At 67.2% G+C, this 20,551-nt stretch carries 19 protein-coding genes, 1 tRNA gene and 1 pseudogene; 6 read left to right on the forward strand and 15 right to left on the reverse strand.

Features of this window, described 5'->3' with window-relative positions:
* Window positions 1-54: 54 nt before the first annotated feature.
* Genes C8N44_RS00085 through C8N44_RS00095 form a run of 3 tightly spaced genes read right to left on the reverse strand, consistent with a single transcriptional unit; the run spans window position 55 to window position 2,883 of the window.
* On the reverse strand, window positions 55-1,191 hold the full coding sequence (locus C8N44_RS00085) for an extracellular solute-binding protein (protein ID WP_107974417.1): 1,137 nt from the start codon (window positions 1,189-1,191) through the stop codon (window positions 55-57).
* A gap of 43 nt (window positions 1,192-1,234) precedes the next feature.
* Complete coding sequence (locus tag C8N44_RS00090; RefSeq protein WP_107974124.1) at window positions 1,235-2,017, reverse strand: ABC transporter permease; 783 nt, start codon at window positions 2,015-2,017, stop codon at window positions 1,235-1,237.
* Window positions 2,017-2,883, reverse strand: coding sequence for an ABC transporter permease (locus C8N44_RS00095; RefSeq protein WP_107974125.1), 867 nt, complete (start codon window positions 2,881-2,883; stop codon window positions 2,017-2,019). Before C8N44_RS00095 ends, C8N44_RS00090 begins: the two co-directional genes overlap by 1 nt.
* Window positions 2,884-2,967: 84 nt before the next feature.
* Between C8N44_RS00095 and C8N44_RS00100 the strand changes: the two are divergent.
* Window positions 2,968-3,956, forward strand: a pseudogene (locus tag C8N44_RS00100) (LysR family transcriptional regulator).
* A 143-nt stretch (window positions 3,957-4,099) separates the two neighbouring features.
* Window positions 4,100-4,957, forward strand: a complete 858-nt coding sequence (locus tag C8N44_RS00105; RefSeq protein WP_146178784.1) for a M15 family metallopeptidase — start codon at window positions 4,100-4,102, stop codon at window positions 4,955-4,957.
* Between the two features lie 112 nt (window positions 4,958-5,069).
* Here the strand turns inward: C8N44_RS00105 and C8N44_RS00110 are convergent.
* Window positions 5,070-5,146: transfer RNA gene (locus C8N44_RS00110), tRNA-Met, on the reverse strand.
* A 406-nt stretch (window positions 5,147-5,552) separates the two neighbouring features.
* On the opposite strand from C8N44_RS00110, the gene C8N44_RS00115 reads away from it, so the two are divergent.
* Together C8N44_RS00115 and C8N44_RS00120 are read left to right on the forward strand one after the other, a co-directional pair.
* A complete protein-coding gene (locus tag C8N44_RS00115) occupies window positions 5,553-6,029 on the forward strand; it encodes an NUDIX hydrolase (RefSeq protein ID WP_245412983.1) in 477 nt (158 codons plus the stop codon).
* A gap of 28 nt (window positions 6,030-6,057) precedes the next feature.
* On the forward strand, window positions 6,058-7,539 hold the full coding sequence (locus C8N44_RS00120; RefSeq protein WP_107974127.1) for an inorganic phosphate transporter: 1,482 nt from the start codon (window positions 6,058-6,060) through the stop codon (window positions 7,537-7,539).
* A gap of 103 nt (window positions 7,540-7,642) precedes the next feature.
* Here the strand turns inward: C8N44_RS00120 and C8N44_RS00125 are convergent, their stop codons facing one another.
* The gene (locus C8N44_RS00125) at window positions 7,643-8,068 is read right to left on the reverse strand and encodes a hypothetical protein (protein ID WP_107974128.1); all 426 of its coding nucleotides are present in this window, start codon (window positions 8,066-8,068) and stop codon (window positions 7,643-7,645) included.
* 45 nt (window positions 8,069-8,113) lie between these two features.
* Window positions 8,114-8,296 (reverse strand): hypothetical protein, encoded by a 183-nt coding sequence (locus C8N44_RS00130; protein WP_107974129.1) that lies wholly within the window; start codon window positions 8,294-8,296, stop codon window positions 8,114-8,116.
* A gap of 615 nt (window positions 8,297-8,911) precedes the next feature.
* On the opposite strand from C8N44_RS00130, the gene C8N44_RS00135 reads away from it, so the two are divergent.
* The gene (locus tag C8N44_RS00135) at window positions 8,912-9,139 is read left to right on the forward strand and encodes a hypothetical protein (RefSeq protein ID WP_146178785.1); all 228 of its coding nucleotides are present in this window, start codon (window positions 8,912-8,914) and stop codon (window positions 9,137-9,139) included.
* A 6-nt stretch (window positions 9,140-9,145) separates the two neighbouring features.
* Here the strand turns inward: C8N44_RS00135 and C8N44_RS00140 are convergent, their stop codons facing one another.
* From C8N44_RS00140 to C8N44_RS00160, 5 genes are all read right to left on the reverse strand, one after another.
* Window positions 9,146-10,564 (reverse strand): FAD-binding oxidoreductase, encoded by a 1,419-nt coding sequence (locus C8N44_RS00140; protein WP_107974131.1) that lies wholly within the window; start codon window positions 10,562-10,564, stop codon window positions 9,146-9,148.
* A gap of 158 nt (window positions 10,565-10,722) precedes the next feature.
* Window positions 10,723-11,604, reverse strand: coding sequence for a DMT family transporter (locus C8N44_RS00145; RefSeq protein WP_107974132.1), 882 nt, complete (start codon window positions 11,602-11,604; stop codon window positions 10,723-10,725).
* 327 nt (window positions 11,605-11,931) lie between these two features.
* Window positions 11,932-12,681 (reverse strand): prephenate dehydrogenase, encoded by a 750-nt coding sequence (locus tag C8N44_RS00150; protein ID WP_107974133.1) that lies wholly within the window; start codon window positions 12,679-12,681, stop codon window positions 11,932-11,934.
* Between the two features lie 319 nt (window positions 12,682-13,000).
* Window positions 13,001-13,864, reverse strand: a complete 864-nt coding sequence (locus tag C8N44_RS00155; protein ID WP_107974134.1) for an MBL fold metallo-hydrolase — start codon at window positions 13,862-13,864, stop codon at window positions 13,001-13,003.
* A 128-nt stretch (window positions 13,865-13,992) separates the two neighbouring features.
* A complete protein-coding gene (locus tag C8N44_RS00160; RefSeq protein WP_107974135.1) occupies window positions 13,993-15,483 on the reverse strand; it encodes an amidohydrolase family protein in 1,491 nt (496 codons plus the stop codon).
* Window positions 15,484-15,582: 99 nt separating this feature from the next.
* Here C8N44_RS00160 and C8N44_RS00165 point away from each other — a divergent pair, with 99 nt between their 5' ends.
* Window positions 15,583-15,969 carry a winged helix-turn-helix transcriptional regulator gene (locus C8N44_RS00165; protein ID WP_107974136.1) on the forward strand — a complete coding sequence of 129 codons (387 nt, stop codon included), beginning with the start codon at window positions 15,583-15,585 and terminating at the stop codon, window positions 15,967-15,969.
* Window positions 15,970-16,489: 520 nt separating this feature from the next.
* Here the strand turns inward: C8N44_RS00165 and C8N44_RS00170 are convergent.
* The 4 genes from C8N44_RS00170 to C8N44_RS00185 are packed head-to-tail and all read right to left on the reverse strand — an operon-like array spanning window position 16,490 to window position 20,401.
* On the reverse strand, window positions 16,490-17,074 hold the full coding sequence (locus tag C8N44_RS00170; RefSeq protein ID WP_107974137.1) for a GNAT family N-acetyltransferase: 585 nt from the start codon (window positions 17,072-17,074) through the stop codon (window positions 16,490-16,492).
* Window positions 17,074-18,336 carry a M16 family metallopeptidase gene (locus tag C8N44_RS00175; RefSeq protein ID WP_107974138.1) on the reverse strand — a complete coding sequence of 421 codons (1,263 nt, stop codon included), beginning with the start codon at window positions 18,334-18,336 and terminating at the stop codon, window positions 17,074-17,076. The genes C8N44_RS00170 and C8N44_RS00175 overlap by 1 nt, the downstream gene beginning before the upstream one ends.
* On the reverse strand, window positions 18,333-19,724 hold the full coding sequence (thrC, locus tag C8N44_RS00180) for a threonine synthase (RefSeq protein WP_107974139.1): 1,392 nt from the start codon (window positions 19,722-19,724) through the stop codon (window positions 18,333-18,335). The genes C8N44_RS00175 and thrC overlap by 4 nt, the downstream gene beginning before the upstream one ends.
* Window positions 19,724-20,401 (reverse strand): SURF1 family protein, encoded by a 678-nt coding sequence (locus tag C8N44_RS00185; RefSeq protein WP_107974140.1) that lies wholly within the window; start codon window positions 20,399-20,401, stop codon window positions 19,724-19,726. The genes thrC and C8N44_RS00185 overlap by 1 nt, the downstream gene beginning before the upstream one ends.
* Window positions 20,402-20,551 lie beyond the last annotated feature (150 nt).

Below are 20,551 nucleotides of genomic sequence, written 5' to 3' on the forward strand. Positions count from 1 at the left end.
GGAGGAGTTGAATGCACGGCCGGGCAGGGGACGCGCCCCCGCCCGAAGCCTGGTTCAGTAGCCCTTCTGGACGCGGCCGAAGGTCTTGGACCAGTCCGCCTCGTGGCTGTTCCAGTACTCGGGGTCGGCAAAGGTCAGCCCGTCGAGCGTGCCCGTGGGATCGAAGGCCGGCAGCGTCGGGATCTTCTCGCCGAGTTCCACCTTGTTGGGGTCGAGCGCGGGCGGATAGTTCTGGCCCTCCGCCACCGCGATTGAGGTCTCGGGCGCCAGCATGAAATTCAGCAGCTCCTCGGCCGCCTCCATGGGCGATCCCTTCAGCACGAACAGGCACTCCTGCCAGCCGTAGCCGTTGGGCGGATCGTAGTAGCCGATATCGTGACCCTGCTCCTGCAGCGCATATATCCGGCCAGACCAGCCCTCGGTCACGTAGATCTCTTCCTCGGCCAGCAGCGACATCAGTTCGGCGCCCGAGGTCCAGTACTTCAGCGACAGGTCGCGGTGCGCGCGGATGGCATCCCAGACCGCGTCCATGTCCTCGGCGGCGTTGGGATCCTGCCCGGTCTGCAGCGAGGCGAACCAGATCCGCGTGCGCCAGTCGGACCAGCCCGCGATCTTGCCCTTGTAGGCCTCGTCGATCAGGATCTTCGCGCCCTTCTCCTGCATCTCCTCGTCCGAGATATGCGCGCGGTTGTAGGCCAGACCCGTGGTCCCGTAATCATAGGGCACGCAGGACAGGGTGCCGCCCGACACCTTGCGGAACACGTCCACCAGCTTGGGGATCACGTACTGCAGGTTGGGGATGTTGTCCTCGTTCAGCTCGCTCGAAAGCCCGAGGTTGTCGTAGCGGGCGTAGTCGAAGACCCCCGAAAGATGCGCGATGTTGTACTCGCCCGTCTGGCTCGCCTTCACGCGCGACAGGTACTCGTCGCCGCCGCCGAAGGTGCCGTCGACCACCTCGATGCCGGTCTCGGCGGTATAGGGATCGAAGGCATACTGCCGGAAGGCCTCGGACACGACGCCGCCCCAGCCGTCGAAGCGTACCTGGCTCACGTCCTGCGCGAAGGCCCGGTAGGGCGTCACGACCCCGTAGGCGGCACCCGCCGCGCCCAGCAGTCCCAGGAACGTCCGCCGGTCGAGGTCGCCGTTCATGTAACGCTCGCGCAGGCGTTCATAGCGGGTGGTGTTGTCCATCTTCTTCATCTTCTCACTCCTTGTCGGGTTGCGTGTGGCGATCTCAGCCGCCTTTTCTTGAAAGTTGTCGGGCCAGCGCCGCGCCCAGCAGGGGCAGGCCCACGGTCATCACGATCATCACCGTCCCGAGCGCATTGATCTCGGGGCTGATGGAATTGCGCAGCATGGCAAAGATCTGCGTCGGCACCGTTTCGACCCCGCCGGGCTTCCAGAACAGCGTGCCGGTGATGTCGTCGAAGCTGATGGTGAAGGCGAAAAGCCCGCCCGCGAGCACCGCCGGCAGCATCAGCGGCAGGGTGATCTGGAAGAAGGTCTGCATCGGCGAGGCGCCGAGGCTCATGGCGGCCTCCTCCACGTCACGGCGAATCGACACCAGCCGCGCCTGCACCACGAGGATCACGAAGGGCAGGGTGAAGATCACGTGCCCGAACAGCAGCAGCGCAAAGCTCTTGTTGATACCCAGCACGTTCAGGAACAGCAGCAGCGCCACCGCGAGCACCACCTCGGGCACGAGGATCGGCGCGATCAACAGGGTCGAGACCACGTTGGCGCCCGGCACCCGGTAGCGTACCAGCGCAAGGCTCGCGAGCACCCCAAGCGTGGTCGAGATCACCGCCGTCAGAAGCCCCAGCACCACCGAGGTCCGGAAGGCCCGCAGGATTGCGTCGTTCTGGGCAAGCTCCACGAACCAGCGGAAGGAAAAGCCCGTCATCGGGAAGGAGCCGAACTGCGAGGCGTTGAAGCTCAGCAGAACCACGACCGCCACCGGCAGGAACATGAAGAGGTAGACGAGGATCGCGTAGCCGCGGATGAAAAACCAGCCCATCAGCCCAGCCCCTTCATCAGTTGCGCCATGCCGAGATAGCGATTGTAGATGCCCACCAGCACGGCGAGCACCGCCAGCAGCATCAGGCTCAGCGCTGATCCCAGCGGCCAGTTGAGCTGCGTGATGATGGCCTCGAAGACGAGGTTCGCGAACATGGCGTCGGTCGGCCCGCCCAGCACCAGCGGCGTGATGTAGGTGCCCGCCCCCAGCACGAAGCAGAGCAGCCCGCCAGCGGCGAGACCCGGCAGCGACAGCGGCAGGGTCACCTGCAGGAAGGCCTGCCATTTGGTGGCGCCCAGCGAATTGGCGGCGTCCTCGAGCGTCACGTCGATGCCGTCGAGGCTGACGAAGATGTTGAGGATCATGAAGGGCAGCAGGAAGTGCACCAGCCCCAGGATCACCGTCGCCTCGTTGTAGAGCATCTGGATCGGCTCATCGACGATCCCGGTCCAGGTCAGCACGCCGTTCAGCGCGCCCGACACGCCCAGGATGTTGATCCAGCTCATCGTGCGGATGATGTAGCTGATCCAGAAGGGCAGCATCAGCAGCAGCAGGAGCATCGCCTTGTTCCCGCGCGACCGCGCGATGAAATAGGCCGAAGGATAGCCCATCAGCGCGCAGATCGCCGTGGTGATCGTGGCGATCTTCAGCGTGTTCAGCAGGATGTCGCGGTAGAAGCGGTCGCTCAGCGCCTCCGCCCAGTTGTCGAGGTAGAAACCCGCCTGGTCCGCGCCCGTCGCCGTGCGCAGCCAGAAGCTGTAGATCACGATGAAGCACAGCGGCACCAGCAACAGCAGGGTCACCGCCGTCAGGGCGGGAGAGAGCAGGATCCATGGCTGACGGGCCTCGCGGGCTTCGACCGACATCGGCGATTCCTCGTGTTTGCGTTGCGGTGATCGTTCGAACCCGCTGGACATTGATCAAATAGTTAATGAGAATTGTCGTTATAGATGGCAGCTATACCCTCAGATCCCTACGACCCCGAGCGCGTGGCGCGGGAGCTCGACTGGAACCTCCTGCGCACCTTCGTCGTGCTGGCGGATTCGAGGTCGATCACCGAGGCCTCGGCCAAGCTGCGGCTAAAGCAGCCCTCGGTCTCTTCGGCCTTGAAAAGACTGGAAGATCGGGTCGGCCGGAAGCTCATCAACCGCCAGCCCGGGCGCTACGAGCTGACCGAGGCGGGCCAGCTCCTCTACCGCGAGGCGGTCGAGATCAACGGCTCCATCCTGCGGCTGTCCACGCTCCTGCGCGAGATGACCGACGAGGTCCGGGGCCACGTGAAAATCGCGGTGGCCTCGCACGTGGTCTGCCCGTTCTTTGATCGCGCCCTGGCGGATTTCCACGCACGGACCCCCGGCGCGACCCTCTCGATCGACGTGATCTCGAGCGGCCAGGTCCCGCCGAGGTCTCGGCCAAGCGCGCCTCCTTCGGCGTCTGCCTCGTCCGCGCCCGCAATCCCCGTCTCGAATACCGCCGCCTCTACCGCGAGTTCTTCGGCCTCTTCTGCGGCCCCTGGCATCCGCTCTTCGGCCGCGAAAACCTCACCCCCGCCGATCTCGACGGGCTGCCCTCAGTCAGTTTCGACACCGACCGGCTCGAGGACGTGCTCAAGCCCGTGGCCCTCATGCGGGCGAAATCGCGGCTCGGCATGCGGATCACCGGCACCTCGAGCAACCTCGAGGAAGTGCGCCGCATGATCATCGCGGGCCTCGGCATCGGCCCGTTGCCCGTCCACGTCGCGCAGCGCGACGTCCAGGACGGCCTGCTCTGGCAGACGCCGCCCTACGAGGACCTGCCCCCCGTCGACGTGCACCTGGTCTGGAACCCGCGCTCCGTCATGAACCGCGCCGAAACCATCCTGCTCGACATGATCCGCGATGCGATCGAGGCCAACCCCATCGAAGAGCGGACCTACCTCCCCGACCTGCGCCCCGGCTGATCCCTCACCGGACGGGGAGGGAACTAGAAGATGACTTTTTATTCATCATCTGAGATAAAAAGGCGGAATCGTTTCGATCCTTTGCACAATTCATTTTCAACGTTCCGGCCATTGCGTGCCGATCATCCCGAGCGACCAGACCATTGTTTCAACCAGTTACGAAGCGTCTTCCATCCGCCATCCTGCTGCTCGCCATGGGCCTCGCCGCGGGGCCCGCCCCGGGCCAGGACTGCGGCCCGCGCGACTTCCTCGGCACCCCGCTGCCGGCGGGCACCCCCGGCCAAACCTGGACGACCGCCCTCTCCATGGCCTACCCGCAGCTGCGCCTGGCCGAGACCCCCGGTGCCGGGATCGCCATCTCCGACGGCGCGGCCACCATCAACGCCCGCGGCCCCACGGGGCGCAGCACGCCCGAGATCATCGCCTCCGCCACCGTGGGCGACCAGTTCGCCGTGACCTACCCGCTCTCGCGCAGTCTCGATGACCGGCTGATTCCCTTCTTTGATCCCGGACGCGCCCGCAACGACGCCTTCTTCCAGCTGCTGTACGGGCCTGAGGCCGGCGCCGTCGAGCCGCAGCTCGTGACCGTCACCGCCGGGCCCGCACGCTTCCGGGTGACCGCGCGGCACGGGGTGGCCTGCCAGCTCGCCGCGGCCTTCGGCGACCTCGACCTCTCGGATCCCGCCATCGCGCCGCTGCTGGATGAGGTCGGCGGCGGCTATCTCTGGCGGCGGATCGCGGGCACCGACCGACTGAGCCCGCATTCCTATGGCATCGCGATCGACCTGAATGCCGCGCTGGGCGGCTACTGGCGCTGGACCGGCGCCGACGAGGGCGAGGTCGGCGGCTTTGACAACAACCTGCCCTGGGCACTGGTCGAAAGCCTGGAACGGCGCGGCTTCATCTGGGGCGGCAAGTGGCACCACTTCGACGGGATGCACTTCGAATACCGCCCCGAACTGATCCTCTACAGCCGAATGTCACGACGGGTGGGACAGTAGGCAGAGGCCCGGGAAGGGCCGGCCCGGCCGGACGCCCGACCGCGACGGAGCGTCCTGATCCGACAAAGCAAAAGATCGCCCTCGGATCATCTAATTTTCACTGGGGAAGGTTTGGTAGCGGAGGAGGGACTTGAACCCCCGACACGCGGATTATGATTCCGCTGCTCTAACCACCTGAGCTACTCCGCCAAACCGTGCGGGGTGATTAAGGGGATGGCCGCGGGGCGTCAAGCGAGAATTTCCCGCTTTTTTCACCTGTCTCGGGGGACGGTGCGGCAACCGTGGAATCGGCCATCGCCGGTCTCCTCGGCACGCCGAAAAACGCCACAGTTTCACACTGTCACCGGTCCCGCTGGCGCGGGGGGTAACAGAATCTTAAGTTGCCTCTGCAACCCGTGGTGGTGTCTCTGGCGCACGAGGCGTGAACGGCGGATTGCTCCGTGGCAGGCGCCGTGGGCGGGGCCATGGTCCCGGCGGCCGGCGGTTACTCAGATCCGCAACAGGTCAGCGTTTTAAGGCCAAATCCGGGCGCGAAACCGTTGTTTTCGGCGGGCCGGACTGATACCCGCACCCATTAAAACCGAGGACCCCGACGTTGCGAAAGATCTGGTCAGACTACATAGCGCCCATCTTGCGGCGCCCCTCCCACTATCAGCTGGCCGCTCTGTGTTACCGACGTCACGAGGGCCGTCTCGAGATCCTGCTGATAACCTCGCGCGAAACCCGGCGCTGGGTCCTGCCCAAGGGCTGGCCCAAGAGCGGCTTCGACGCGGGCGGCACCGCGCTCGAGGAAGCCTGGGAAGAAGCGGGCGTGAAGCCGCGCGGCGGGGCGCCGCGCCGGGTCGGGCGCTACAGCTACCGCAAGCGGCTCAAGGGGGGGCTTCCGGTCCCGACCGACGTGGATGTCTTCGCGATCGAGATCGCGAAGCTCTACGATTCCTATCCAGAGGCAGGCCAGCGCGAGCGCCGCTGGGTGACACCGGCGGAAGCCTCCCAGATGGTGGACGAGCCCGATCTCAAGGCTCTGCTTGCCGATGCCGAGGCGCTGGTCACCGCGCCGGCCCGAAAATGATCTGCGCGAAAGAACGACTGGGCAGCAAATGAGCAATCAGGACGAGGCCTACGACTGGCCGACCCTCGACCGCGATCTCAACCGGCTGTCACGGCTCGAGATCGCGACCATGTACGCCGCGCGCCCCCTGATCGGAGTCGGGCTTTCGCTGGTTTTCGTCGCGGTGGCTGCACTGGCGGCAGGGCTCATCGTCGGGCAGGCACCGGGTGGGCTCTTCGTCATCGTGGCGGCGGCCTTCGGCGCCTACATGGCGCTCAACATCGGTGCCAACGACGTGGCCAACAACATGGGCCCGGCGGTGGGGGCGCGCGCCCTGTCGCTGGCCGGGGCCATCGCCATCGCGGCGGTCTTCGAAAGTGCCGGTGCGCTTCTCGCCGGGGGCGACGTGGTCGACACGATCTCCAAGGGGATCGTCGCGCCCGAAAGCCTTGCCGACGGGCATGTCTTCGTCACCGCCATGCTCGCCGCGCTGCTGTCGGCGGCGCTCTGGGTGAACCTCGCGACCTTCATCGGCGCGCCGGTCTCGACGACGCATTCCGTCGTCGGCGGCGTCATGGGGGCAGGGGTGGCCGCGGCCGGCCTCGGGGCGGTCAGCTGGCCCACCATGGGGGCCATCGCGGCAAGCTGGGTGATCTCGCCGGCGCTGGGCGGGGTCATCGCCGCGGCCATGCTGGCCTTCATCAAGTGGAAGATCATCTACGTCGAGGACAAGATCACCGCTGCCCGACGCTGGGTGCCGGTGCTGATCGGCGTCATGGCGTCGGCCTTCTCCGCCTATCTCGCGCTCAAGGGGCTCAAGCGCGTCCTCTACATCGACCTCGGCGCCGCGGTCCTGATCGGCATCGCCGTGGGTATCCTGGTCGGCGCGGTCTCTGTGCCGCTCATTCGCCGTCAGTCCGCCGGGCTCGAGAACCGCAACCGCTCGCTCAAGATCCTCTTCCGCATGCCGCTGGTGATCTCGGCGGCGCTGCTGTCCTTCGCCCACGGCGCCAACGACGTGGCCAATGCGGTCGGTCCGCTCGCTGCCATCGTCTACGCCCAGCAGACCGGTGGCGGCGCGGCCGAGGTCGCGATCCCGGTCTGGGTCATGGCCATCGGGGCCATCGGCATCTCGTTCGGGCTCGTGCTTTTCGGGCCCAAGCTGATCCAGATGGTCGGCAGCCAGATCACCAAGCTCAACCCCATGCGGGCCTATTGCGTGGCGCTCTCGGCGGCCGTGACGGTGATCGCGGCGTCTTGGCTGGGCCTGCCGGTCAGTTCCACCCATATCGCCGTGGGCGGGGTCTTCGGTGTGGGCTTCTTCCGGGAATGGCATGCCGAGCGCCGCGCACGCCGGCTCCAGCAGAACCGCCCGCCCGCCAAGCGCATCCCCGCCGAGGAACGCAAGCGCCGCAAGCTCGTGCGCCGGTCGCACTTCCTGACCATCGCGGCGGCCTGGATCATCACCGTCCCGGCGGCTGCGGTGCTATCCGCGATCTGCTACTACGCACTGTCGCTTCTGCCGGGCTGAGAGGGGCCTGACCGCGGGACATTCCTAACGGTTGGTTAATCCCACCTATTTAAGTCATTGATTTATATAAGGCGTCCGGATGTCCCGGCCCGGGACATCCCCGTCAGGCGGTTTCGCGGGACACCCGCCCGAGCCGCTCTGCCGCGGCCTCCAGCGCTCCCTCGGCCAGCGGGTAGGCCAGGCATTCCCCGGCCCCGGCCCGCCCGAGCCGCCCCAGGGTGGCCGGCGTCACGTCTTCGGCCACGGTGACCACAGGAACACCTGCCGCCCGCGCGGCCGCCAACACCTCTTCAAGCTGGTCCACCTCGTCCTCGTCGAAGGCATCGATCACCAGGACGATGAAATCGAGCGCTTTGGATGCGTCCTCGGCCAGAAAGCAAACGCCCTCCTCGAACCCCAGGTCGCCCCAGGCGTCGCCGAGCAGGCTTTCCATGTCCTCGATGAGCAGGTCGAAATTCTGGACATCACGGCTGATCGTGCAGGCCCTCAGTGCCACCTCGCCGTCTCCCTCACTCCCGTTGTCAGCCATTGTCCGAAATCCTCGATGCCGACAAACAGATGCGCTGTCGGGGCCTCAGTTTTCTGGAACGCTCCCGGCCTCGGCTGCCAGAGAGGTCAGGTCAAACAGTGGCGCGGCGTCGTTTTGAAACGTCGAATGCCCCGCGACGAGAAGCCCGACAATGGCGGCGGTCAGGACCACCCAGTCCACGGACATGGCGCTCTCACTGGAGCCACGAAAGAAGTTGAGAAATTTCATGTCGGTCTCTGTCTTCTGCCTCGGATGTCTTTCTCGAACCTTTTGATCACCCGCACATCATGCGGAATGATCCCCCCACCCCTTCAACGGCCAATTGCAGAATGCTTACGCACGACAGCGCGGCGCGCGGTAGAACGCATGCGCGGTGAATACAATCTTGTCAGGCCAAAATCGACCGTTTTTTCGCTTTCACCTAGCCGGGTTGACGTATGAATTGTGCCAAGTTGCGACCTTTTGTTCCCTAATGCGAGGCAATAAAGGTGTCTTGCTTCCTACGTACATAAATCACGAAGGTTAATGAATTGATGCTCCGTCTCGGCGTCACTGATGGTCGGTACACTGCCGGGAAGAAGCAATCGGGGTTCGCGGTTAGATGGCTAAGATTTGAGACAAGCCCAACTAATACCGGTAGACTTTAGTCGCCGCATCTTCCAAGACTGTTGCCTGCATCTCCTTGGCGAAAACTCCGCGAAGGGCGTGTTTCGACGCATGTCGTTTGCGAGCAATGGGCAAAGGGTTTGATTTCTCCCACAATCGGGAAACAAAATATGGTAGATCCGTACCCGATAGGGACGTTTGGCCCGTTGATACAGACGAAGAGGGGCGGAGATGGCAATGCAGACGCAGCTCGAATGGGTCGGGCCAGTGCTGGAAGATCTTCGCAGATTTCTTGAGCAGGCGGACCAGGGCGAGATCGCCAGCGATATCCAGGATATTCTGGATCGGTACGCCGACAGACTGCAGACCGAGAGACACGATCTCCGGCGGCAGAGCGCCCTCGCCACGTCCAGGCTTCCCGACAACGCCGTGCCTTTCCCGCTGCATCGCCGCAGTCGCGGATGACGTACGTCAGCGTGCCCGGAGGACGGCGCCCGGGTTGAGGATACCCATCGGGTCCAGCGCCGACTTGACCGCGCGCATGGCAGCGATTTTGGTTGGATCGGCATACGTCTCGAGATCGCCTACCTTGAGACGCCCCACACCATGCTCTGCGCTGACCGATCCGCCGAGACTGTGGACGATATCGTGCACGCAGGATTTGATCGCCTCGCGGTTTCCGGCGTGATCGTCGCGGCTCTGACCGGCGGCGGGGAAGACATTGTAGTGGAGATTGCCGTCGCCGACGTGGCCGAAGCAGTTGACGCGGAAGGCGCCGATCTTTTCCAGGGCGGGGCCGGCTGTCGCGATGAATTCCGGGATCGTGCCGAGGGGGACCGAGATGTCGTGGCTCGAGATGGCGCCGATCCGCCGGTTGGCCTCGGGGATGTGTTCGCGCAGCGTCCAGAAGTCCAGCGCCTGCTGGGCGCTCTGGGCGATGAGACCGTCGCTGACGTGACCGGCCTCGAACCCCTCGGCAAAGAGCGTTTCCAGCGCTTCGGTCGGATCGAGGCCGCGGGCGAGGCCGAGCTCGATCAGGACGGACCACTCGGGCGGCGTGTCCCAGGGCTGGCGGATGTCTGGCAGCTTCTCTGACAGGAAGTCGAAGCCAGTGCGGTGCATCAGTTCGAAGGCGGAGATGCCCTCGGCAAGCTGGCTGCGGGCGAGGGAGAGGAGCTTCAGCGCGGCTTCGGGTGAGGGGACCGTCAGCAGGGCAGTGCCGGTTGCGGCAGGGCGGGGCGAGAGCTTGAGGCTCGCGGCGGTGATGATCCCAAGCGTGCCCTCCGAGCCGATGAGGAGGTGGCGCAGGTCGTAGCCGGTGTTGTCCTTCCTCAGTCGCGAGAGGCCGTTCCAGATGCTGCCGTCGGCCATGACCGCCTCCAGCCCGAGGGTGAGATCGCGGGCGTTGCCGTATCGGAGCGTGTTCACGCCGCCGGCGTTGGTGGCGAGCAGGCCGCCGATACGGGCGGAGCCCTCGGAGGCGAGGGAGAGGGGGAAGAGGCGGTCGGCCTCCTCGGCGGCGGCCTGAATGTCGGCGAGGATGGTGCCCGCACCGGCGATCAGGGCGTTTTCCTCGGGATAGATCTCGTGCACGCCGGCGAGGCGTTCGAGGGAGAGAAGCAGCGGGGCGGGGCCGTCCGGGGCGAGCTGGCCGCCGACGAGGCCGGTGCCGCCGCCATAGGGGACGATGGGGACCGAGGCCGCGTGGCAGGCGCGGACGATGGTCGCGACCTGGTCGGTCGTCCGTGGCAGGGCGAGCCATTGCGAGGCGCCTTTCCAACGGCCGCGGGGTTCCTCGAGGTGACGCGGCTCGGGGCGCCGCAACGTGCCCTCGGGCAGCTCGGGGCGGAGGGTCTCGGCGAAGCGGTCGTCGGCGGGATTGAGGCTCATGCCCCGGTTATAAGCCCCTGCCGGGCGCTGCCAAGGGGTGGCTTTAGGCGGGAAGGCTCAGGTGTCCCGGGCCGGGACATCTTTTCGGACATTATAAATCAATGGGTTAGATACATCGATTAACCAGCTCTTAGGACTGTCCCGTGGGACAGGTCGGTTCAGGCCTCCCGTTTGCGGGTCGGCCAGACCTCGAGAATGCCGGCCGCCAGGACCAGGGCCCCGCCCGCGATCTCGAGCCCCGAGAGGTGTTCGCCTGCCAGCAGGGCGGCCGAGAGGGCGCCCACGAGAACTTCGGTCATCAGCAGGATGCCGACGCGGGCGGGCTCCAGCCGGAGCGTCGCCCACATGAGCGCGGCGATGGAGAGCCCCCACCAGAGCGCGCCGGTCGCTAGCGCCACCGCCCCGGCCCGCAGGTCGCCGAACCCCGAAGGCAGCGGTGCGAGCACCGGGGCGAGGACCAGCGCCGTCAGCGCGGCTCCGGCGGCGAAGACAAAGGCCGAGGGGCCGGGGGCGAGGGTGGAGGTGGTGCGCATCCCTGTGGTGCCGATGGACCAGAGGAGGCCCGCCACCAGAGCCATCCATTCCCCGATGCCCTGAGGCCGCGGAAGGGTGCCGTCGGCGCCGAGCATGATGCCGAGGCCCGCGAGCCCCAGAAGAATCGCAGCGATGCGCAGAGGCGTTGCGGACCAGCCCATGACGTAGCGCCCGATCAGGGTGCTCCAGACCGGGGTCAGGAAGTAGAGCAGAATGACGATTGCCACCCGCCCGTAGACGAGGCTCATGGAATAGAGCGCGAAGGCGGCACCGCCGGTGGCGATGGCGAGCAGCGCGGGCAGGGGCGTCACCGCAAGATCGCGGCGTCGAGCCACGGCGAAGGGCGCGAGCAGGAGCGTCGCCGCGAAGGTGATGGCGACCGTGCCCCAGGCGCCGGGCAGCCCCAGCGTGTCGAGCGCCCGCACCGGCAGCCAGTAGAGCCCCCAGAGCACGCCGGTCGCGGCGACGATCATCGTGGCGATGGAGATGCTGCGCTGCGTCGTCATGCAGATCAGGTAGGCGTGGGTCTGGAGGTGGCAACGATTGAGAGCGGTGAGTTGGGGGCTCTGCCCCCGGCCCTGCGGGCCTCCCTCGCGATACGTGGACCAACAAGAAGCCCCGGTCGGGCACCGCGCCTGGAGGTTGCGTCTGCGGCGGTTCGGGCAGGGGGCGCTGCCCCCGTCCCTTCGGGACTCCCCCGGAGTACTTTGGCCAAGAAGAAGGCTGCGGCTTTGTTCCGGTGGCCGGGCGTCGCGTTCTGCCCCCGCAGTTTGCGGTAGCGGGGACGGGCGGGATGCATTTGTCCCGGCGCTGTCGCTTCCGGGGGTTGCGTGTCAGTCGCCGCTTGTCAGGGCGGTTTCGCCGAGGGCTTTGAGCTTTTGTGTGAAGTCGCGGGCGAGCGGCAGGACGTGGGGATTCTGCCGGGTGACGGCTTCGAAGACCTCGGGCGCGTCGCCCGCGACCATGGCCAGCGCGTCGCTCATCAGCGCGAAGCTGCGGGTCCGGATCCGCGGCTGGTCGCCCAGCATGGAGAAGGCGCGCGCCAGCAGATGCGTCAGGCCCTGCGTCACGGCGGCCTGTCGGTCGTGCTCGGTCGGCGTGGTGACGATGACCTGCAGCCCGAGGCCCCGGCGCAGAAGGGCGCCGAGCCGGCGCCAGCGCTTGCCGCGGACCGGGCAGAGCACCAGCTGCTGGCCCCGCAGGTCCTTGCCCGCGCTGTTGGGGCCGAACATCGGGTGGGTGGCGAGCACCTCGACATGCTTGGGGAGCAACTCGCGCATGAGACGCGCGGGCGCCTCCTTGATGGAGCAGGTGTCGGCGACGATCTGCCCCGGGCGCAGGTGCGGGGCGATCTGCGCGAGGCAGGTCCCGAGCGCGGGCAGCGGGACGGCGAGCACGACGATGTCGGCGGTGAGGGCAGAGGGATCGGTCAGCACATCGAGGCCGCGGGCGCGGGCGGCGTCGCGGGCCGTGGGGTCCGCGTCGAGGATCGTGAGGGAGGCGTGGGGCGCAAGATGGTGCGCCAGCAGGCGGCCGAAGGCGCCGAAGCCGATGATGGTGAGGGAGGGGCGGGTGTCGGTCATGGTCCTGGGTCCGGGAAGGAAGGGGCGCCAGGGGGCATGATCGGGGTCTGCGGGCCGCTGGCAGGAGATGCAGCGGCAGACACGTGGTGAGGCTCCGCTACCTAGGGCAGCGGGTAATAGGAACTCGTGAAGAGGGGCGTCCTGCGTGTCATGCGCCTGTTTTGCGCAGATTTGCGGGGCCGGGTCAACTGGCCTGTGCAGGGGGCCTTGCTGGCGGTGGCATGGGGGCTCTGCCCCCGGCCCTGCGGGCCTCCCCCGAGGTATTTCGGGCGAGAAGAAGGGCGGGGCCGGGAGAGAGGCCCCCTGTCCCGCGGTGGGCTCAGTCGGTCGCGTCGGAAAGGTAACGCGGTTGCAGCACCATGATCGTGGGCTGCGGGGGCATGTCGCGCAGGCTCACCTCGAGCGATGGTTGGCCGGTCTGTTCGACCGGGAAGGTGGTGCCGATCTCCTCCAGGAACTGGGTGAGGGCGTAGCCGGAGAACCAGTGCATCGGGATGATGACCGAGCTGCGGAGGCGTTCGATCACGTTGATCATGTTGGTGCGGTTCATCGTGTAGCCGCCGTCCACCGGCACCATGACCACGTCGAGCCGGCCGAGGGCGGCATACTGTTCCTCGTTGGGTTCGTGGTGCAGGTGGCCGAGGTGGCCGATGCAGAGGCCCGCCGTCTCGAAGACGAAGATGGAATTGCCGTTCTCCTCGGTGCCGCCGAAGGAGGAGCGGATGTCGGTGGAGACGTTGCGCACGAGCATGCCGCCGAGGTCGATGTAGTGGTCGGCGGAGGTGCCGAACTGGTCCTCGTTCCAGCCGCGCAGGACGTGGGGGATGCGCGGGTCAGGGGACATGGTCCAGTGGCTGCCGTGGGCGTGGTTCATGGTGACCACGTCCGGGACGAGGTCGGTGTTGCCGAGGGAGCCCGTGTAGTCGGTCACCGCCGTCATGCCGTCGGGCGTCTGGATCAGGAAGGAGGCATGGGCGATGTAGTGGATGCGCACCGTGTAGTCGGCGAGCGGTTCGGTCCAGTTCGCCTGCCAGAGCCGCTCCGGTGTCGTGGTGCCGGCGAAGCGCAGACCGGGGGTGTTTTCAGCCACGGCGATGCAGTGGCTGGGGCGGCGGCCCTCCTGCGCGGTGGCGGGCAGGGCTGTGGCGAGCATGGCCCCGAGGGCGAAGATCAGGCGAAGCATGGGCGGTCTCCTCCGGCTGTTCGGGACAGGATAGCGGAGGTGACGCTGCGTCGGGCTGACATTTGCGTGGGTGGCGATGCGGGCATTTGGTGAATGGCGCCCGCCCTGGGGCAGGCGCCGGGGTCGGGTCAGTCGAAGAGGGGGACTTCGGTGTCCGCGGCCTCGAACAGGTAGTCGCGCGAGGCGGTGATGCGGTCGGTGAGGGCGGCGATGTCGTGGCCGACCATGGCGCCCTGCCACTTGCGGATCTGGCCCGCGACCATGACCGTTTCCACGTTGGAGCGGTCCATGAGCGTGACCACGGCGCCGGGCACGTTGTTGAGCGGGGCCACGTTCAGCGCGTCGGCCGAGAGCAGGATCACGTCGGCCTGCTTGCCGGGAGTGAGGCTGCCGGTCTTGTGGTCGAGCTTGAGGCCCTTGGCGCCGTTCACGGTGGCCATTTCCAGCACGTCGCGCGAGGACAGGAGCGTGGGGGCACTCTCGGGGCCCCGCTCCAGCGCCTGCTGGTTGGCGAGCGCGCGTTGCAGGGTGATGGCGCCGCGCATCTGGGTAAAGAAGTCGGCGGTCATGGTGCATTCCACGTCGACCGAGAGCGAGGGCTGCATGCCCATGTCGAGCGCCTTCTGGATCGGCGGCATGCCGTGGCGCATCTGCATCTCGATCGGGACCGAGAGGGAGACGTGGGCGCCGACCTCCTGCGCGCGGTTCCATGCGGCGTCGCTCATGCCGGTCATGTGGATGAAGAGGTGCTTGTCCGTGTAGTGCGGGATCAGGCTGTCCATGGTTTCCTGCATGCCGAGGCTGCCCACCACGTGCAGGCCGATCATGAGGTCGAGCTCCTTGCCGAGGTTCCACAGCTCCATCGGGTCGACGCCGGGCAGGTAGACCTCGCCGCCCATGAGCATGGTCAGCAGCTGATCATCGCTGGCGAAGTGTTCGTCGCGGATGCGGCGGGCGTCCTGCGGGTATTGCAGGTCGGGGCCGTAACCTTCGAAGTAGCCGAAGACGCCGCGGCGGCCGACGGCCTTCATGCCCTCGATCACGGCATCGGAGTGTTCGGGCGAGTGGTGGATCTGGCTCACGTCCAGCACGGTGGTCACGCCCGCGTCGAGCTGCGAGAGGCCGCCGAAGAGCTGGGCGATGTAGACGTCCTCGGGGCGGTAGACCCTGGAGAACTTGCCGAGGATATCGTCGAGGTAGTTCGGTTCGCCCGGGCGCGTGGGGTCGGCGAACATGATGCCGTTGGGCAGGTAGGAGCGCAGCGAGGTTTCGAACTGGTGGTGGTGGGTGTCGACGAAGCCCGGCATGACGATGCGGCCCTCGGCGTCGATCACCTCGGCGTCTGGGGCGTCGATGGACTGGCCGACCTCGACGATGCGGTCACCTTCGAGCAGGACGTCGCCGCTCGCGAAATCGCCCACGGCGGGGTCCATGGACATGACGTGGCCGCCCCGGATCAGCGTGCGGCGGCCGGGCTCGCCGACGCCCGCGGGCAGTTCGGCGGCTGCGGCGGGTTTTGCGAGGAAGCCGGGAAGGAAGGCGGCCGCGGCGGTGCCGCCAAGCGCCGTGCGCAGGAAATTGCGGCGCGACAGGCCGGCGGATCTGCAAATCTCACACATTGGGTCTTATCTCCGTTGTACGCACTCTTGGTGCCCTGCATACTAATGGTGCGTTGCGGACCATAGGGATGCAGAGAATCCCGGCAAGGAGGCACATTCATGAAGCTTGGGAACATGTCTGTTCCTGGCGATTGCGCGCGGATCTCGCCGATCCTGTCGCGGGTCGGGGACAAGTGGGCGACGCTGGTGATCCTGGTGCTGTCCGAGGGGCCGAAGCGCTACGGCGTGCTGCGGCGCGAGATCGAGAGCATCTCGCAACGGATGCTGACGGTGACGCTGCGCGCGCTGGAGCGGGACGGGCTGGTGAGCCGCCGGGTGCTGGCCGAGAAGAACCCGCCGCAGGTGGAATACAGCCTGACGGAGCTGGGAGAGTCGCTGATCGAGCCGCTGTTCGCGCTCTGCCAGTGGTCGGCGCTGAACGTGGACGAGATCGAACGCCGGCGCGCCGCGCATGATGCGCGGGCCGAAGGGGAAGAGGTCGGGTAGGGGCCTGTCCCTGCCTAGCGCCAGCCAACCAGGATGAGCCGGGCGCGCACCGGACCGTGGTTTGGCGCTGCGACCTCCCGAGGTCTTCGCTTTATTTCTGAAAACCCGGAAGACCTGCGAACGCCGCACCCGGTTTCCAAAGCGCCAGACCGCGGGGACGGTCCGGCGCTCGCCCGGCGGGGCTTGAGCCCCTTGTTCCGGGCGGGTGGAGCGCGGTGCTTACTTTCGGTTGAGAGTGTGAAGCCGCGCAGGGCAGCCGCGCGCGGTGGCGATGCCGACCGCTGATCTTCTCGATTTATCTCGGTAAACTCGGAAGACCTCGCCACGACGTGCCAAGCTTCACCAGATCGCCGCCGCGTGGAGGCGCGGTCATGCCGGAGGCATGCCTTCGGCATGACGATGCGCGGCGGGCCTGCGGCCCTTGATCCCGCGCAGGGGGCTTAGCGCTCGGATCGTGCGATGAGAGAGGGGCGGGCGAGGGGTAGTGACTATTCGTGCGACGTAGAGCCAGAGCCGCTGCTCAAACCGCCGGGGCCTTGCCCCTGCGGTCGGCGCGCAGGGCGGCATAGAGCACGTGGGTGCGCCAGCGGCCTGCGATCTGGAGGTAGCTTTGCGCGACGCCTTCGTACTTGAAGCCCGACACCTCGAGCAGACCGCGCGAGGCGGTGTTCTCGGGCAGGCAGGCGGCCTCGATCCGGCTGAGTTCCATCCGGTGGAAGGCGTGGTGCACGAGCGCCGCGATGGCCTCGGACATGTAGCCCTGACGGGCATAGGGTTGCCCGGTCCAGTAGCCCAGCGTGCCGGCCTGCGCGGGGCCGCGGCGGATGTTGTCGAGCGTGATGGCGCCCACCAGCATGTCGTCCTCGCGCCGGACCAGGAAGAGCGGCACGGCGGTCCCCGCGGTGACCGAGCGCGAGGCCCAGTAGACGCGGTTGGTGAAGGCGCGGCGCGAGAGGTGATCCTCGGCCCAGGTCGGCTCCCACGGCTTGAGGTAGTCGGCGCTGTCACGCCGCAGGCTGGCCCACGGCGTGTAGTCGGCGTGCTGGGGCGGACGCAGGGTCAGGCGCTCGGTCTCGAGCCTCAGACGCCGCTTCAGCCCCAGCATCAGGCCGCCCGGCGGTCTTGCAGGGCGGCGTGGTCCGGTGCTCCGGTCACGGGGCCGTAGTAGGCAAGCGCCATGGGTGCGCGACCCGCCATCTCCTCGGCGAAGGTGCGTACGTCGGCGGGGGTCACCGCCTCGATCCGCTCCACGGTTTCCTCGATGGCGGGCACGTAGCCCCAGATCTGGATCATGCGGGCCATGCGTTCGGCGCGGGCCGAGGGGGATTCGAGACCCATGAGCAGGCCGGCCTTCATCTGGGCGCGGGCGCGGTCGATCTCGGCCTCGGTCATGTCCTCGGCAGCGCGCTTCATCTCGTCGATGGTGAGGCCGGCGAGATCGGCGATCTCGCTGCCGCCGGTGCCGGCGTAGATCGTCGTCATGCCGGTGTCGGAATAGGCGCCGGACTGGGCGAAGATCGTGTAGCAGAGGCCGCGCTTTTCGCGGATTTCCTGGAAGAGCCGCGAGGACATGCCGCCGCCGAGCGCGATGGAATAGATTTGCGCCGGATAGAAGCCGGGATCGCGGTAGCCGGGGGATTCGAAGGCCAGCGCCATGTGAGCCTGCTCGAGGTCACGGTCGCGGCGGATCTCGCCACCCTCGAAGCGGGCGGCCAGCATGTTGCCGTTGCCCCTGGGCGTCATGTCGCCAAAGAGCGCCTCGGCCTGCTTCACGATGGTGGCGTGGTCGACGGCGCCGGCGGCCGAGAGGATCAGCTGGCCGGGGCCGTAGCGTTCCTCGACGAAGGTCGACAGATCCTCGCGGTTCATGCGGCCGATGCGCTCGGCCTCGCCCAGGATCGCGCGGCCGAGCGGCTGCTCGGGATAGGCCTTTTCCTGGAGCCAGTCGAAGATGATGTCGTCGGGCGTGTCGTTGGACTGGCCGATTTCCTGCAGGATCACGCCGCGTTCGACCTCGATCTCGCGCTCGTCGAAGACGGGATTGCGCAGGATGTCGGCGATCACGTCGAGCCCGAGGCCGGTATCGGCGGCCAGCACGCGAGCGTAGTAGGCGGTCACCTCGCGCGAGGTATAGGCGTTGATGTAGCCGCCGACGTCCTCGATTTCCTCGGCGATCTGCAGGGCGCTGCGGGTCTTGGTGCCCTTGAAGGCCATGTGTTCGAGGAAGTGGGCGATGCCGTTCTGTTCGGGCCGCTCGTGTCGCCCCCCGGCGGACACCCAGATGCCGAGGGCAGCGGACTGCATGCTCGGCATGTTTTCGGTGACGATGCGGAATCCGTTGGAAAGGGTTGTGAGCTCGACGGTCACTTGGCGATACGCTCCTCGATCAGGGTTTCGAGCGCGGCGAGATCGTTGGGGACCTGCGTGCTGCGCTCGGGCCGGTCATAAAGATCGGCCATGCGAATGGGAAGGGGCGGGCGGATGCCGGAGGCCGCCTCGACCGCGTCGGGGAACTTCGCTGGATGCGCGGTGGCGAGCGTCACCATGGGGGTGGCGGGGTCGCGCAGGTCCTCGGCCACCTTCACGCCGACGGCGGTGTGGGGGCAGAGCAGTTCGCCCATGCGGGCCTGCGCCCGGCGGATCGTGGCCGAGGTCTCTTCCTCGCTCGCGCGGCCCGAGCCGAAGGTGTCGCGCAGGGTTTCCAGTGCGCCCTGGCTGACCTTGAAGCTGCCGGTTTCCTGCAGCTCGTCCATGAGCTGCGAGATGGCAGCGCCGTCGCGGTCGTAGGCGTCGAACAGCGCGCGTTCGAAGTTGGAACTGACCTGGATGTCCATCGAGGGGCTGATGGAGGGGCTGACCGAGCCCTTGGCGTACTCGCCTGTCTCGAGGCAGCGGTGCAGGATGTCGTTCTGGTTGGTGGCGATGTTCAGCTTGGCGATGGGCAGGCCCATGCGGCGCGCGATGTAGCCCGCGAAGATGTCGCCGAAGTTGCCGGTGGGTACGGTGAAGCTGACCTTGCGGTCGGGGGCGCCGAGGCTGGCGGCCGCCGAGAAGTAGTAGACGACCTGTGCCAGCACGCGCGCCCAGTTGATCGAGTTCACGCCGGCGAGCCTCACGCGGTCGCGGAAGTCGAAGTCGTTGAACATGTCCTTGAGCCGCGCCTGGGCTTCGTCGAAGTGACCGTCGATGGCCAGCGCGTGCACGTTGGCGTTGTCGGGCGTGGTCATCTGGCGGCGCTGGACCTCGCTCACGCGGCCGTGCGGGTAGAGGATGAAGACATCCACGGCATCAAGGCCGCGGAAGGCCTCGATCGCGGCGCTGCCGGTGTCGCCCGAGGTGGCCCCGACGATGCAGACACGCTCGCCCCGGCGGGTCAGCTCGTGCTCGAAGAGCTGGCCGATGAGCTGCATGGCGAAGTCCTTGAACGCCAGCGTGGGGCCGTGGAAGAGCTCGAGCAGGAAATGGCCGGGGGCAAGCTGCACCAGCGGCGCGCGGGCGCCGTGGTCGAAATTGGCATAGGCCGAGGCGATGAGGTCGTGGAAGACGTCGTCGGAGAAGCTGTCGCCGACGAAGGGCCGCATGACGCGGAAGGCGGTTTCCTCGTAGCTGAGGCCGTGCAGGGCGCGGATGTCGGCGGCGCTCATCTGCGGGATGGTCTCGGGGACGTAGAGGCCGCCGTCGCGGGCGAGACCGGTCAGCATGGCCTCGGCAAAGCTCAGGGCAGGGGCCTGCCCACGGGTGGAGATGTATTTCATCAGCTCGTCCTGTCCTTGGCGCGGCGGAAGATCCAGTAGGTTGTCATGGCCAGCCAGATGACGGCCAGCGAGAACCATGTGAGGGCGTATTGCAGGTGATCGTTGGGGATCCCTGCCGTGGAAACGGGCAGAGGCGTGACGCCGGGATCGGCGGGCGTCACCTCGCGCGCGACCACCAGCAGCGGTTCGGTGTCGAGCGCCTCGGCCATCGGGCCGATGTCGCGGGCGAACCAGGTGTTGGTCGCGGTGTCGTTCTCGGGCGTGGAGCTGTTTCGGTCGTCGGGCCAGTGCATGTTGCCAGTGACGCGGACGGTGCCGGTGTCGCGCGGGTTGCCGCGCGCCTCGTCGGGGACGAAGCCACGGTCGAGCAGCATGCGGCGGCCGCCGTCGGTGACGAAGGGCGCGATGATCCGGTAGCCCGCGCCCACGGGTTTCATCGAGACGAGCACTTGTATTTCGCCCCGCAGGATCTCGCCGCGCAGTTCCACGGGCTGGTAGCGCTGGGCGTCGGGATCGAGCGTGTCGGGCAGCGGTTCGGGGGCGGCGGCGATGCGCGCCTCGATCCCCGAGAGCACGCCCTGCTTCCACTCGAGCCGCTGCATTTGCCAGACCCCGAGCGTGACGAGGATCGCGGCGCCGAGCAGGCCGATGAGTGCAGGGGCGAGGAAGCGGGTCACGGATGGGGTCCTCTTGGAGAGCGGGCCATCCTTAGCCGCTGGCAGGACGGGATAAAAGCCCCGGCTGTGCGGGCGAGGCGGGGCTGTGTCGTGCTGGATGCGCGAGGGTGGCTGTGCAGGCCGTCGTGGACCGAGGGATTGGCTGCCCTG

The organism is Allosediminivita pacifica (assembly GCF_003054175.1).
Taxonomy (GTDB): Bacteria; Pseudomonadota; Alphaproteobacteria; order Rhodobacterales; family Rhodobacteraceae; genus Allosediminivita; species Allosediminivita pacifica.

Excerpts from the sequence above, each read along its gene's own strand:
- C8N44_RS00165 (WP_107974136.1), top strand. The coding sequence starts at position 15,583 with ATGAAGCTTGGGAACATGTCTGTTCCTGGCGATTGCGCGCGGATCTCG.
- C8N44_RS00120 (WP_107974127.1), top strand. The coding sequence starts at position 6,058 with ATGAGCAATCAGGACGAGGCCTACGACTGGCCGACCCTCGACCGCGAT.
- C8N44_RS00095 (WP_107974125.1), bottom strand. The coding sequence starts at position 2,883 with ATGTCGGTCGAAGCCCGCGAGGCCCGTCAGCCATGGATCCTGCTCTCT.
- C8N44_RS00140 (WP_107974131.1), bottom strand. The coding sequence starts at position 10,564 with ATGAGCCTCAATCCCGCCGACGACCGCTTCGCCGAGACCCTCCGCCCC.
- C8N44_RS00170 (WP_107974137.1), bottom strand. The coding sequence starts at position 17,074 with ATGCTGGGGCTGAAGCGGCGTCTGAGGCTCGAGACCGAGCGCCTGACC.
- C8N44_RS00085 (WP_107974417.1), bottom strand. The coding sequence starts at position 1,191 with ATGGACAACACCACCCGCTATGAACGCCTGCGCGAGCGTTACATGAAC.
- C8N44_RS00090 (WP_107974124.1), bottom strand. The coding sequence starts at position 2,017 with ATGGGCTGGTTTTTCATCCGCGGCTACGCGATCCTCGTCTACCTCTTC.
- C8N44_RS00155 (WP_107974134.1), bottom strand. The coding sequence starts at position 13,864 with ATGCTTCGCCTGATCTTCGCCCTCGGGGCCATGCTCGCCACAGCCCTG.
- thrC (WP_107974139.1), bottom strand. The coding sequence starts at position 19,724 with ATGAAATACATCTCCACCCGTGGGCAGGCCCCTGCCCTGAGCTTTGCC.
- C8N44_RS00160 (WP_107974135.1), bottom strand. The coding sequence starts at position 15,483 with ATGTGTGAGATTTGCAGATCCGCCGGCCTGTCGCGCCGCAATTTCCTG.
- C8N44_RS00125 (WP_107974128.1), bottom strand. The coding sequence starts at position 8,068 with ATGGCTGACAACGGGAGTGAGGGAGACGGCGAGGTGGCACTGAGGGCC.
- C8N44_RS00130 (WP_107974129.1), bottom strand. The coding sequence starts at position 8,296 with ATGAAATTTCTCAACTTCTTTCGTGGCTCCAGTGAGAGCGCCATGTCC.
- C8N44_RS00145 (WP_107974132.1), bottom strand. The coding sequence starts at position 11,604 with ATGACGACGCAGCGCAGCATCTCCATCGCCACGATGATCGTCGCCGCG.
- C8N44_RS00135 (WP_146178785.1), top strand. The coding sequence starts at position 8,912 with ATGCAGACGCAGCTCGAATGGGTCGGGCCAGTGCTGGAAGATCTTCGC.
- C8N44_RS00150 (WP_107974133.1), bottom strand. The coding sequence starts at position 12,681 with ATGACCGACACCCGCCCCTCCCTCACCATCATCGGCTTCGGCGCCTTC.